At 62.7% G+C, this 12309-nt stretch carries 14 protein-coding genes; 8 read left to right on the forward strand and 6 right to left on the reverse strand.

Annotation, left to right across the window (positions count from 1 at the left end; genetic code table 11):
* Nucleotides 1–4: 4 nt before the first annotated feature.
* On the forward strand, nucleotides 5–934 hold the full coding sequence (locus GL4_RS11535; RefSeq protein ID WP_045367690.1) for a patatin-like phospholipase family protein: 930 nt from the start codon (nucleotides 5–7) through the stop codon (nucleotides 932–934).
* Nucleotides 935–981: 47 nt separating this feature from the next.
* Here the strand turns inward: GL4_RS11535 and GL4_RS11540 are convergent, their stop codons facing one another.
* Nucleotides 982–1413, reverse strand: coding sequence for a CBS domain-containing protein (locus GL4_RS11540; RefSeq protein WP_045367693.1), 432 nt, complete (start codon nucleotides 1411–1413; stop codon nucleotides 982–984).
* 109 nt (nucleotides 1414–1522) lie between these two features.
* Entirely contained in the window at nucleotides 1523–2245 is a 723-nt protein-coding gene (locus GL4_RS11545) for a rhomboid family intramembrane serine protease (RefSeq protein WP_172653344.1), read from the reverse strand.
* 195 nt (nucleotides 2246–2440) lie between these two features.
* Here GL4_RS11545 and GL4_RS11550 point away from each other — a divergent pair, with 195 nt between their 5' ends.
* The 3 genes from GL4_RS11550 (at nucleotide 2441) to GL4_RS11560 (ending at nucleotide 4730) form a co-directional block, all read left to right on the forward strand.
* Nucleotides 2441–3025 carry a PAS domain-containing protein gene (locus GL4_RS11550; protein ID WP_045367699.1) on the forward strand — a complete coding sequence of 195 codons (585 nt, stop codon included), beginning with the start codon at nucleotides 2441–2443 and terminating at the stop codon, nucleotides 3023–3025.
* A gap of 148 nt (nucleotides 3026–3173) precedes the next feature.
* The gene (locus tag GL4_RS11555; protein ID WP_045367702.1) at nucleotides 3174–3821 is read left to right on the forward strand and encodes a PilZ domain-containing protein; all 648 of its coding nucleotides are present in this window, start codon (nucleotides 3174–3176) and stop codon (nucleotides 3819–3821) included.
* 369 nt (nucleotides 3822–4190) lie between these two features.
* Entirely contained in the window at nucleotides 4191–4730 is a 540-nt protein-coding gene (locus tag GL4_RS11560; RefSeq protein WP_244462609.1) for a transglutaminase-like cysteine peptidase, read from the forward strand.
* A 145-nt stretch (nucleotides 4731–4875) separates the two neighbouring features.
* Here the strand turns inward: GL4_RS11560 and GL4_RS11565 are convergent, their stop codons facing one another.
* The 4 genes from GL4_RS11565 to GL4_RS11580 form a co-directional block, all read right to left on the reverse strand.
* Nucleotides 4876–5187, reverse strand: coding sequence for a DUF6949 family protein (locus GL4_RS11565; RefSeq protein WP_045370018.1), 312 nt, complete (start codon nucleotides 5185–5187; stop codon nucleotides 4876–4878).
* A 129-nt stretch (nucleotides 5188–5316) separates the two neighbouring features.
* The gene (locus tag GL4_RS11570) at nucleotides 5317–5529 is read right to left on the reverse strand and encodes a DUF3126 family protein (RefSeq protein WP_045367706.1); all 213 of its coding nucleotides are present in this window, start codon (nucleotides 5527–5529) and stop codon (nucleotides 5317–5319) included.
* 22 nt (nucleotides 5530–5551) lie between these two features.
* Nucleotides 5552–6397, reverse strand: a complete 846-nt coding sequence (gene cysE, locus GL4_RS11575; protein ID WP_045367708.1) for a serine O-acetyltransferase — start codon at nucleotides 6395–6397, stop codon at nucleotides 5552–5554.
* 94 nt (nucleotides 6398–6491) lie between these two features.
* Nucleotides 6492–7244: an alpha/beta fold hydrolase gene (locus GL4_RS11580; RefSeq protein ID WP_045367710.1), complete on the reverse strand. Its 753-nt coding sequence runs from the start codon at nucleotides 7242–7244 to the stop codon at nucleotides 6492–6494.
* A gap of 76 nt (nucleotides 7245–7320) precedes the next feature.
* Between GL4_RS11580 and GL4_RS11585 the strand changes: the two genes are divergently transcribed.
* The 4 genes from GL4_RS11585 to GL4_RS11600 all read left to right on the forward strand — a co-directional run bounded on the left by GL4_RS11585 (nucleotide 7321) and on the right by GL4_RS11600 (nucleotide 12309).
* Nucleotides 7321–7584 (forward strand): zinc-finger domain-containing protein, encoded by a 264-nt coding sequence (locus GL4_RS11585; RefSeq protein WP_045367711.1) that lies wholly within the window; start codon nucleotides 7321–7323, stop codon nucleotides 7582–7584.
* A gap of 12 nt (nucleotides 7585–7596) precedes the next feature.
* The gene (locus GL4_RS11590; RefSeq protein ID WP_045367713.1) at nucleotides 7597–8784 is read left to right on the forward strand and encodes an FAD-dependent monooxygenase; all 1188 of its coding nucleotides are present in this window, start codon (nucleotides 7597–7599) and stop codon (nucleotides 8782–8784) included.
* Nucleotides 8774–9376: an MAPEG family protein gene (locus GL4_RS11595; protein ID WP_052464424.1), complete on the forward strand. Its 603-nt coding sequence runs from the start codon at nucleotides 8774–8776 to the stop codon at nucleotides 9374–9376. The genes GL4_RS11590 and GL4_RS11595 overlap by 11 nt, the downstream gene beginning before the upstream one ends.
* Before the next feature lie 71 nt (nucleotides 9377–9447).
* A complete protein-coding gene (locus tag GL4_RS11600) occupies nucleotides 9448–12309 on the forward strand; it encodes a monovalent cation/H+ antiporter subunit A (RefSeq protein WP_045367715.1) in 2862 nt (953 codons plus the stop codon).

Below are 12309 nucleotides of genomic sequence, written 5' to 3' on the forward strand. Positions count from 1 at the left end.
GAGAATGGCAAGACCAACTGTCGGCTTAGCCCTAGGTGGCGGCTCCGCCCGCGGATGGGCGCACATCGGCGTTCTAAATACACTGATCGCTGCCGGCTTAGAGCCGGATGTCGTGGCCGGCACTTCGATCGGGGCCGTCGCGGGCGCGTGTTTCGTGACTGGCAATCTGAGACATCTCGAGGACTTCGCGCGACGGCTCACGCCTCGGAAAATTTTCGGCTTTCTGGATTTCAACCTCGCCGGATCGGGACTGATCACGGGCCAACGCCTCTCCGGCGAGCTGCAGGATCATCTTAAAGGCCTGAGGATCGAGGATCTGGATCCGCGCTTCGTGGCGGTGGCCACCGAACTCGGGACCGGGCATGAAGTCTGGCTCAACAAGGGCGACCTCGTCACAGCGCTGAACGCGTCGTTCGCCCTGCCCGGCATCTTCAAGCCGGTGCAGATCAACGGCCAATGGATGATCGACGGCGCGCTGGTCAACCCGGTTCCCGTGTCGGTCTGCAGAGCCCTCGGCGCCCGCATCGTGATCGCGGTCAACGTGACCAGCGATCCGTTCGGCAAAGCCGGTGTGATCCATGACCATGCCTCGTTCAGCGAACCGGAGGATATGGAAATTCCGGCGCTGCAGCCCAACGCCGACACCGCGCAGGACGGCGGCGCACTTCGCCTGCTGCATCGTCAGTTGTTCGGCCGCGGCAAGGGCGCACCCGGCATCTCGTCGGTGATGATGGATGCGATCAACATTACGCAGGACCGCATCGCGCGCTCGCGCCTCGCAGGCGACCCGCCCGACATCACCATCAATCCCAAGACAGGACGCATCGCGCTGTTCGACTTTCACCGCGCGAACGAAGCGATAGCGCTGGGGGCGAAGGCTGCGGAGTCTCAGCTGGACGAGATACGCCACACGCTGAAGGCGGTCGCCGCCTAAAGAGTGCGGTCAAGAAACGTGCGTTGTCAAAATCTGGCGGACGTCGATCAGCCCGTGGCGATGTACTCGCGCATGGCGGCGGCTTCCATCTCGGCCTCGGCGATGCGCATCCTCACTACGTCACCGATCGATACGAGACCGACAAGGCGGCCGCGCTCTATAACGGGCATATGGCGGAAGCGGTGGGCGGTCATTTCACCCATGAGTTGATCCGTGGTGTCGGCCTCGCGGCAGCTCACAACGGATTTCGTCATGCAGACCTCGACAGGCTCGTCCATCACGGATGTGCCGGCACGGGCCAGTTCCTGAACGATGTCCCGTTCCGAGACAATGCCCACCACATTGCCATCGTCGTCGGCAATCACAATGCAACCGATCTTCCGCTCTCCGAGCATCCGGGCGATATCCAACAACTTGGTGCTAGGGGGGGCCGTCAACACGTCCCTGCCCTTGAGCTTCAAGATCGCTGCGACGTTCATGGGGGGTGTTCCTCCGGCACTGCTCAACGGAATCCAACTGCGGCAGCATTGTGTCGGCAAGTTATGACGCGCGCAAGCAGTCTGGAAAACACTCGAAGATTTCCAATGCTTACCGCAGTTGCGAAGGGCCCGGATTGGGCCGTACCGCATCAAAATAACCAAAGATCAACAGGCCGCTTACGAACCCGCCCACATGGGCTTCCCACGCGATCTCGCTTTCGGGTCCGGTCCCGAACGATGCGCCGCTAAGGCCGAAATAGGCGTTCAGAACCAGCCAGAAAACGACGAACCCCATCACCCGGCCGTCCTTCAATGTCTCGCTCAGGGTTGCGAGCGGCACATGCGTGAAATCGGGAACCTGACCCTGCGGTCCGCCCCGCGCGAAAAAGATGAAGCGCAAGGCCGCCGCCATCTGTCCCGAAATGGCAGCCGAGGCGCCCACCATGGGAGACACTTCGCCCCAATGTAGGACAAGGTGGGTCAGAGCGCCGACGATCCCGCAGATGATCGAGAACTGGAAAAAGGCCGCCGTCGACACGCGGCGCGCAACAGCCGTGCCGAAGGCTAGCATCCAAAAGACGTTAACGGTTAGGTGCAGCCAGCCGCCATGGACCACCATGTAGGTCACGAACGAGCTGACGGCGGAAATGTAGCCACCCGGAAACTCGGCGGCGGCGCCTGTGTAACGGGCTGGAATCATTGCCAAACTTAAGAAAACAGTGAGTCCCGTCTGAAGCGGCAGCACACTCAGAAGGAGCTGCATCGCGATCATCGCACCGGCGGAAAGCGTCACCGCCCGCGGCACGTTCAAGATCGGTTCTCTAGCCGGCATCCGGCACTCCATGAAAAATTGGCACGCGCGGCAACCTTAACGGCATCGCCAGCCGCCCCCGGCCGCGCCCGGCACGCCCGCTGGCACACTCTCTGCTTCGTTAGCCCCAATCGCACCGGATCCTCTGCGGCACCCGCCCCGGGACGCAGCCGTGCGTAGCGACGAGTGTTTCGAACTGGACTGGTTGAGTACCTTATGCAGCAGGCAACGACCACGAAGCTTTACGCGTATTGGAACGCGATCCGCAACGGCCGGATCGCGCCTCAACGCTTTGAGGTCGACCCATCGCAGATCTCCGGACTGTTGCGGGAGACCTTCATTGCCGAATGCAGCGGAGTCACTTCCTTCCGTTTTCGCCTGGCCGGCACCGAGGTTTGCCAGCATTTCGGCCGCGAATTACGCGGTACCGAATTCCTGAGCCTGTGGTCGCTCGAGGACCGGCACACGATCTCCGCGACACTCCAAACGATTGTGAGTGAGGGGGCGGTCGGTCACGGGACCTTCTTCGGAGTCACCGAGAACAATCGCGAGGCGGCGTTTGAGTTCGCCCTATTGCCGCTCATCCATACCGGATCGTCGATCAACCGTATTCTGGGAGCCATAACGGCCGTGGACCGTCCGTTCTGGATGGGGGCGGATCCCGTCGTTGCTCTGGAACTTCGAGACATCGGCCTTGTTTGGCCTGACGGCACGCCCAGCTTGCTCCCCACCAGCAATGCCGAAGCGGCCCTCGAGGCACGGCGGAAATTCCGGGTTGTGCAGGGCGGCTTGTCACGCTGAACCTCCGAAACGTCGCAATGCGTACAATTGTCGCGAAGCACGGTTCTTTGCCAGTACGCTTAGCCATTCGTTAATGGCTTGCGGCGTATCTATGCTGCTGGTTGTATCGAGCAGTGCCTGCGAGAAGGCATAATAAACAGAGCGCGGCATGAGCACTCCCATATCCCCAGAGTCCGAACTCGAGACGACGTCCCAACGGACAAAACGTCAGACCGATCGGCCGAAGATTCTGGAGGAACGTCGGCGCTTCAAGCGCATGGACGTGTCGCTCAACGGGCGCTTCATGGTGGAGAACACCAACGAGTATCCGTGCGAGGTGTTCAACATGTCCCCCGGCGGCATGGCCCTATGGGCCCCATTCTCGCCGCGTGTCGGGGAGCGGGTCATCTCCTATATCGAGCAGATGGGCGGCCTGGACGGTACGGTCACCAGGACATTCGAGGGCGGCTTCGCCGTGGAATTCAAGATCAGCGCCCGCAAGCGCGAACGCATCGCCAATGTTCTGACCTGGTACAGCAGCGGTGAGCACAATATCGAGGACCGCGTCCACGAGCGCTACGCACCGCGCATCGCGGAGCATAAGCTGATCCTGCCGTCCGGCACCGTGCATGCATGCCGCGTCATTGATATCTCCTTGAGCGGCGCATCCATCGCGAGCAAGCTGAGACCCGATATCGACTCCTTGGTCGTTCTGGCGCGGCACCGCGGCAGAGTGGTCCGTCATCATGACGAAGGCTTCGCGATCGAGTTTGTCGAAGTACAGGACCCGGACAGCCTGGCTCGTACATTCGGCTAACCAGCCCAAGAATAGCCTTTCCCAATTCTTTCGGTGCTATGCGTCTTCTCTCGCCCGCGCGAGGCAAGAAAGTATATTAGATTCAGGCACTAAGCTGCCTAAGACTAGGCTTTCTAAAAGGCTGGGTAACCAAGCTCATTCAGCTTTGGGTAGTCGCCGCTAAAAAAGCCCTACCAACACCCCTTCAAAACTCAGGCTTTCCTTATCGGGATCGCAAATTGTTCCTGCGATAGTTCTCCCTAACAACAGGGGGACGTAATGAAAAACTTTGTTTTGGGGACAGCATTTCTGATGTTTATTTCGTCGCTTCCAGCAGAGGCGACCAATAAACACACTATCTCGCTGAAGAACTCATCCGACTCTTATCAGATGAGCTTCATGCAATCCTTCGGTGAAACCTTGCCGCCCATTGGCTACGTGAACTTCTGCCGCGCGCGATCGGCCGAGTGCCGCCCGTCGCGCCGGTTCACGGATCGCATTCAGTTGACCCCGGCGCGTGCCGCTGCGCTCCGCAAGGTCAATGTCGCGGTCAACGCCGCGATCGCACCGGTCACGGACATGGATCTGTACGGAGAGATCGAAAGATGGACCTACCCGGACAAGCAGGGCGACTGCGAGGACTATGTGCTGCTGAAGCGGCGCATCCTGATCCAGCGCGGCTGGCCGGCAACCGCCCTCCTCATCACCGTGGTCCGGGACGAGAACAATGAGGGTCACGCCGTGCTGACCGCACGGACCGACCGCGGCGACTTCGTGCTCGACAACAAGGTGAACCAGGTGAAGGCCTGGGCCGATACGCCCTACACCTTCGTGAAGCAGCAATCCGCCCGCAACCCTCTCGTTTGGATTTCACTGCTGCCGCCCGATCTGGAGCCGCAGCCTGCAACGTCGGCGTCGAACCGCCGCTAACAACCGCGTTTTGCCTCCCCAGTCCCCCTCAACGGGAGGCATTCCAAGGGTCCGGTGACCATCCCCCACCGATCCCCACCAAGCCGGGCCCCTACTCGAGCCGGCCCTCCTTCCCCGGAGGCCGGCTCCTTCTTTTTCGGAGCGCCTAAACGTTCAAGAGGATGTCGATCAGAAGACAGCCGATCAGGAGGCTCCAGAAACCCGCGATCCCCGACGCGAGCCAGAACCACCCTTGCGGGCGCTTTTCAACGATCATCCCCCGCCAGGCGTTGCGCATTAGGATTTCGGGGCCAGCAAGGACCCGCAGGAGGACACTGCCGATTGATGCCGCGAGGGACCGGTGCTCCACGAAGAAGCGCATGGGCTGTCCCGAAACGAGTTGAACGAAACTCGAAAGAACCCCGGCAGTCACGAAACCGACCGCGATCACGAACGCAAAAACCAGCCCTTCGCTCATGGCCACTCCCCTGGTGGCGCCAATCCCATGGCGCATCTCGACGAGACGCACCATAGCGAGCGTGGCATTTGATGTGACTTTTATTCTTAATGAGTGGTTAACGCGTGCCCCAAAGCCACGCAGGTGCCACTACTGGAGGTCGTAGTCCAAAATGGCCATCTGGAACTGGTAGGCCGTGTCGTCCGGGTCCTCGTCGTCACGAAACAGAATTCCGATGAACTCGTCGCCGATATAGACCTCCGCGGAATCGTCCTTCTGGGGCCGTTGCCGGACCTCGATATCCGCCATGCGGAAGGTCTTCTTCAGATAGCTCTCGAGTTTCAGAATTTCGTCGCGTGTCACTGCACTTGCCCCCTTCAGAACCTTACAATTCGTCGTCGCCGAGGTGAACATCCTCGCCCGGGACGAACTGATCCATGGTCAGCGCCGGTTCTGGGCACGTGTTTTCACCAATATCTCTGGCCGGAACGCCCGCAACCGTGCGGCGCGCCGGAATGTCCTTGAGCACTACGCTGCCGGCGGCGATCCGCGCGCAGTCGCCGACCTTGATGTTCCCGAGGATCTTCGCGCCGGCGCCGATCATCACGCCGCGGCCGATCTTGGGATGACGATCGCCATGCTCGTTGCCGGACCCGCCAAGCGTCACACCATGCAGCAGCGAGCAATTGTCGCCCACCACCGCCGTCTCGCCGATCACGATGCCGGTGGCATGGTCGATCATGATCCCACGGCCGATCCGCGCCGCTGGATGGATGTCCACCTGCAGGAAGCGGGAGACGAGGCTCTGCAGATAGAGCGCGAAATCCTTGCGCCCCGCGTTCCACAGCCGATGGCCGATGCGATGCGTCTGCAAGGCGTGGAAGCCCTTGAAATAGATCAGTGGCTCGATCAACCGGTCGCAGGCCGGATCGCGTTGAATCCAGGCCATCGCATCGGCGCGGAACTCCTCGCCGAGCGTGGGGTCCTGATCCAGAATCTCATGAAATGTCTTGTGGATCAGGCCGGGGTCGAGCACGGCGTGCTGCAGGCGCCGCGCCAAACGATGCACGACCGCATCCTCGAAGCGCGAATGGCTGAGGATGGAGGCATAGAGAAAACCGCCCAGAGCAGGCTCGGCCGCGCTGACCTCTTCGGCCTCGCGCCGCACTTGGCTCCAGACAGGATCCCAACTTTCGACTTTTGGCTGTGCCGCCACTGCGGGCTTGTTCATGGCTCACCTCTTCGGAGCTCGGCTCAGTTGAGCCCCCCTAGCAGGTACATATGGTCACGTCTAGCGCGGCCGCCGCTTTTGGCAAACCAGACCTTCAGGAGCGAGACGCCAAAAACGCCAGCACGCCCTCTTTGAACTGCTTGTCGCCTACGGCCTTCATATGGTCGCGCCCGGATATATCCAGGAACTGGGCATTCGGAATGAGTTCCGCAAGCGCAGCTCCCGATCCGCCGATCACATCTTTACTACCGACCGCCACGAGAACCGGCACGGAGAGCTCGCCGAGCTTCTCCCGGGGCACTTTCTCGCGCGGGCCGCGCATGCAGGCCGCCAGGGCCTTGAGGTCACTGTTCGTCTGCTCGGCGAAAACGCGGAAACTGCGCGCGGTGTCGTTCGTAACGTCTTCCAGCTTAGGGGCTTCGAGCGCGGCCGCTAAAGGCCCCGCGCCCACCATGCCCCGGACCATGTGGATCCCGAGGCCGCCGAACACGATGCTTCGCACCCGCTCCGGATGGGCAAAGGCGAGAAACGCCGCGATCCGTGCGCCCATGGAATAGCCGAGCACATCCACACGATCGATACCGAGGTGATCCAGGAGCCGGATCGCGTCCTCGGCCATTTCAGGGGCGCCGTAGCGCGCGGGATCGTACAGCTTGTCGCTCTGCCCGTGGCCGCGATTGTCGAGTGCAATGACCCGGCGGCCATCCTGCGTCAACGTGCGCACCCATTGCGGATCGACCCAGTTGGTCACGACGTTTGACGCAAAACCATGGATCAGAAGGATCGGATCGCCGTCCCCTTCATCCAGATAGGCGATCCGCACGCCATCGGAATCGAAACTCTGCATTCTTTGACCTACCGCATCGCATCAAGGGTCACTATGCTGGCCCCATCGACCTTCAACCACTGGCGAACGGAATACCATGGCTCAATCGCTCGTGCCCCATTACGTGAATGACATAGGCGTCAACCGGATCAAGATCGGCGTCAAGGAGTTCCAGTGCATGGGTGCTTCGCCGCCTCAGGATCACCCTCACGTCTATCTCGATATGGGCAGCGATAACGAAGTCATCTGCCCGTATTGCTCGACGCTCTATGTCTACGACGTTGCGCTGGCGCCGACTGAAAGCGATCCCGATGGATGCGTCTACGTGGCCACGGCGCCCGCGGGGGCACCGGCGGCCTAAGACAAAATCTCGATGACGACTCACCGGCCTGTCCTGATTGCGGGCGGCGGCATAGGCGGGCTGACGGCCGCGATCGCGCTGGATCGTGAGGGGATCGAGTCGCACATTCTCGAGCGCTCGACTTTCGCGGAAGAAAGCGGCGCGGGGATCCAACTCGGTCCTAACGCCACAAGAATTCTCCAGCGACTGGGTGTGCTCGACGCACTCAACCCACAGACCTTCCGGCCCGAGGCGGTCTGGCTGTTCGACGGCCGCAATGGCGATAAGCTCGCGACGGTACCGCTCGGTGACCTAGCGGAGAAACGCTATGGCGCGCCCTACATCACCGCACACCGGGCCGACCTGCATGAGGCACTCCGAACCGTTGCCGCCGGTTGCGCACACGTCTCGCTCACCACTGAGTTCACAGTTGCCGATATTCGCGATGAGGATGGGGTAAGCGTCACCGGTTCCAACGGCGAGACGCAGCACGGTTCACTCCTTGTCGGGGCGGATGGACTTTGGTCCACGGTGCGCGGCTGGGTCGCGCCGGGCCTGGCGCCGTCCTTCACCGGGGCAACGGCTTTTCGCAGCCTCATGCCGCGCGATGCCCTCCCCGAACCGTTCTCCGCTCCCATCGTCGGCCTCTGGCTCGGGCCCCGCTCCCACCTGGTGCATTACCCCGTGCGGGGCGGCGACGCCGTCAATGTCGTGGCGGTGACGGAGCAAGGTGACAAGCAAGAGGGGTGGAACAGATCGGCCGAGAAGGAAACCGTGCTCAGCAACTTCGCACGCTGGAGCGACGCGCCGCTCGGCCTGATGGATGCCGCGCCGAGCTGGCGGGCCTGGTCGCTGTTCCGTCTGCCGGCCCTGCCCCATTGGTCGCGCGGCGCGACGGTTCTCCTGGGCGATGCCGCCCACCCGGTCCTCCCGTATTTGGCGCAAGGGGCCGGACTCGCAATCGAGGATGCCGCAAAGCTCGCCGAGCTTTTGGGGGCGAACCGCGCGCAGCCCTCACACGCGTTTCAGGCCTACGAGGCGCTTCGCCGCCCACGCGCGACACGGGTCCAGCAGGCCTCAAAGCGCCTCGGCCGGGCTTACCACATGGGCGACGGCTTTTTCGGCGAGGTTTTCCGCGCTGCGCGCAACACCATTCTCGGTCTGCGCAGCGAAACGGCAACGTTGCGCGGCTTCGATTGGCTCTATGGCCATGAAGGTTGATCTGACGACGCAGAAGCAGGTCGGGGTTGCGACAGGCATGGCGATCGCCGTGGCCGTGACCGCCGCAACGCTCGCGCTGCCCTTCGTTTGGCCCGGATTTCCGGCCGGCCCAGACGACCAGGCGGGCACGATGCGATTGTGGGCCTATGTCACGACCGGCGTTGCGTTCTGGCTCCTGGTCTCGGTTGCCCGTCTTGCGAAACACCGATTCTTCACGCCGGAAGACATCGACGGCGCGGCGGGCCCGAGCGAGACGGCGAAAGCGCGGATGCTGCAGTCGATGCTGCAGAACACCTTGGAGCAATCGGTCCTCGCCATTGCGGTCTACGGTGCCTGGTTTGCCCTCACCCCTGCCGAAACGAGGCTGCTGCCGCTTCTGTGCATGGCGCTCTTCAGCCTCGGACGGATACTCTTCTTTTTGGGATATGAGCGGGGAGCCGTGGCCCGCTCTTTGGGCTTCGCGCTGACATTCTACCCGACCGTGGGGCTGTTCATCCTGCTGCTTGGATTTTCCACGGCGCGCCTAATCGGCGCGGCTCACGCAATCCCGCTTCAGACGACTTTCGGCCTTGATCCGGCTATGCTTGGATGACATCAAACGCTGATTCCCGCGCCGCCGTTTCTAGTCGCCGCCCTCTTCACAAACCCCGGTAAGCCTTACGGATGCTTCTTGCCCTCGCCACACTCACGCCGTTTCTCGGCGCGGTTGTGCCTTTGTTGGCGGACCGCTTTGGGCGCGATATCTGCGCGATTGCGACCGGCGCGGTCACCCTGACGGCGCTCGTGCTCGCGATGTCGCACGCGCCGGCGGTCTACAATGGCGAGGTCGTCACCTGGAGCGTGCCCTGGCTGCCCACGATCGGGCTGTCCTTCTCGTTCTTCGCCGACGGCCTCGGGCTGTTCTTCGCCGGACTCATTCTCGGCATCGGGCTGCTGATCATTCTCTATGCCCGGTACTATTTGGGCTCGAAGGATTCCCTGAGCCTCCTCTATTTCTATTTGCTGCTGTTCCAAGGCGCGATGGTCGGCATTGTCCTCAGCGACAACATCCTTCTGCTGATCGTCTTCTGGGAACTGACCAGCCTCACCTCGTTCTTGCTTATCGGCTATTGGCGGCATCTGCCCGAGTCGCGCCAAGGGGCCCGCATGGCGCTGATCGTCACCGGCACCGGCGGCCTCGCGCTGATCGCGGGCATGGTGATCCTGGGCCACATCGCCGGCAGCTACGAGATCACCGAGATCCTTCAGCGCGGCGACGCCGTCCGGTCCTCGCCGCTGTTCCTGCCCGCGATGCTCCTGGTCCTCCTCGGGGCCTTCACGAAGTCCGCGCAGTTCCCGTTCCATTTCTGGCTGCCGCACGCCATGGCTGCGCCGACGCCCGTCTCCGCCTATCTGCATTCCGCGACCATGGTGAAGGCGGGACTGTTCTTGATGGCCAGGCTCTGGCCGGTGTTCTCGCCGGCCGATGCATGGTTCCTCATCGTCGCGCCGATCGGTCTTGTCACCATGCTGATCGCGGCCTGGATCGCTCTGTTCCGGAACGACCTCAAGGCGCTGCTGGCCTATTCGACCGTGAGCCATCTGGGCCTTGTGACAATGCTGCTCGGCTTCGGCACGCCGCTTGCCGCGATTGCCGCGATGTTCCACATCCTCAATCACGCGACCTTCAAGGCGGGCCTCTTCATGTGCGCCGGGATCGTGGATCACGAGGCGGGCACGCGCGACATCCGGCGGCTCGGGGGGCTGATGACGCTCATGCCGATCACGGCGACGCTGGCCATGATCGGCGCGGCGTCGATGGCTGGCATTCCGCTGTTCAATGGGTTCCTCTCCAAGGAGATGATGCTGGAGGAAGCCTCGCATACCGCCTATGGCGGACACACCTGGGTGATCCCGTCTCTGGTGACGCTGGCTGCGCTGTTCTCTGCCGCCTACTCGTACCGCTTCGCCATCAGCACCTTCCTCGGCCCCGTGCGCGACGACTATCCGAAGAAGCCCCACGATCCGCCTGTCGGCATGTGGCTGCCTGTCGCGCTCCTCGCCGTCCTCGTCATCGCAATTGGCATTTTCCCGGCTGAGACGGCGGGCGCGATTGTCGAGCGTACCGCGTCGGCGGTCGTCGGCGGCCCGCTGCCCAAATACTATCTCGCTCTCTGGCACGGCTTCACCCCCGCGCTTCTGATGAGCGTCATCGCCCTCGTGGGCGGCGCCTTCCTGTTCCGGTCCTACAACGCCGCGGATCAGCTCCGCCTTGTCTTCGCGGGGATGGACGCGAAGAGCATGTTCGACGCCGGCGTCTCGGGCCTTGTCCGCGGCGCGCGCGGCTTCATCAATGCCACCCACAACGGCTCGTTCTCGCGCTATGCCGGCGTCATCCTGGTGACGATCCTCGCGGTCGGCGCAGCGGGCTTCTTCAACGCGCCACATGGACCGGGGACGCGGGCCGTCATTCCGGGATCGTTCCCGGCGACTGCCGCGTGGCTCGTCCTTGCGACGTTGTGCATCTCGTTGCTGTTCTGGCACCAGAACCGGCTGCTGTCCTTGCTCTTGACCAGCGGCGTCGGCTTGATCGCCGCGCTGTTCTTCCTCGAGTTCTCCGCGCCCGATCTGTCCCTGACGCAGATCTCCGTCGACATCGTCACGACCATCCTGCTGCTGCTCGCGCTCAATCTCGTGCCGCAGACCTCGCCGCAGGAAACGAGCACCGGCGGCCGGTTTGCGCGCGCGCTGGTTGCCGCGGCCGTAGGCCTGGGCATCGCCGCCCTCGCCTACGCGATCATGACCCGCGATTTCCAGACGATCTCGGATTACTACTTGGCCGAGGCCAAGCCCGGCGGCGGCGGCACCAATGTGGTGAACGTGATCCTCGTCGACTTCCGCGGCTTTGATACCTACGGCGAGATCATCGTGCTCGGGATCGCGGCGATCACCATCTTCGCGCTGCTCGACAACGCCTTACGCGGCGCGGCCGCGCGCACGCTCGCGTCGATCCGCAGCGACCGCGAGCAAAGCGTCAACGCCCACCCGATGATGCTGGTCGTGGCAACGCGCGTCCTGTTCCCACTCGTGCTCGTGGTGGCGGCCTTCGTCTTTCTGCGCGGTCACAATGAGCCGGGCGGCGGCTTTATCGCCGGACTGATCGTGGCCATCGCGCTCATCATGCAATACATCGCCAGCGGTTACGGCTGGGCCGCATCCCGCATGCGCCTCGACAGCCAGGTGCTCATCGGCACGGGCGTGCTGATCGCCGGACTGACCGGCGTGGTATCGCTGATCTTCGGCTGGCCCTTCCTGACCAGTACCTACACCTATGTGCACCTTCCGATCGTCGGCGAGTTCGAACTCGCCTCGGCCATGTCGTTCGACCTCGGCGTGTTCCTGGCCGTGGTCGGCGTCGTGATGCTCTCGCTGGCCCAGATATCGCGTGTCGAGGCGCGCGCCGAGCCCGAAGTCATTCCCGAAGGCCCGATGGACGTTCCGTTGAAGGACGGCCGGGTCGTCAGCTCGAACAAGAAGGAGAGCTGA

Source organism: Methyloceanibacter caenitepidi, from assembly GCF_000828475.1.
In the GTDB taxonomy this organism is placed as follows: domain Bacteria; phylum Pseudomonadota; class Alphaproteobacteria; order Rhizobiales; family Methyloligellaceae; genus Methyloceanibacter; species Methyloceanibacter caenitepidi.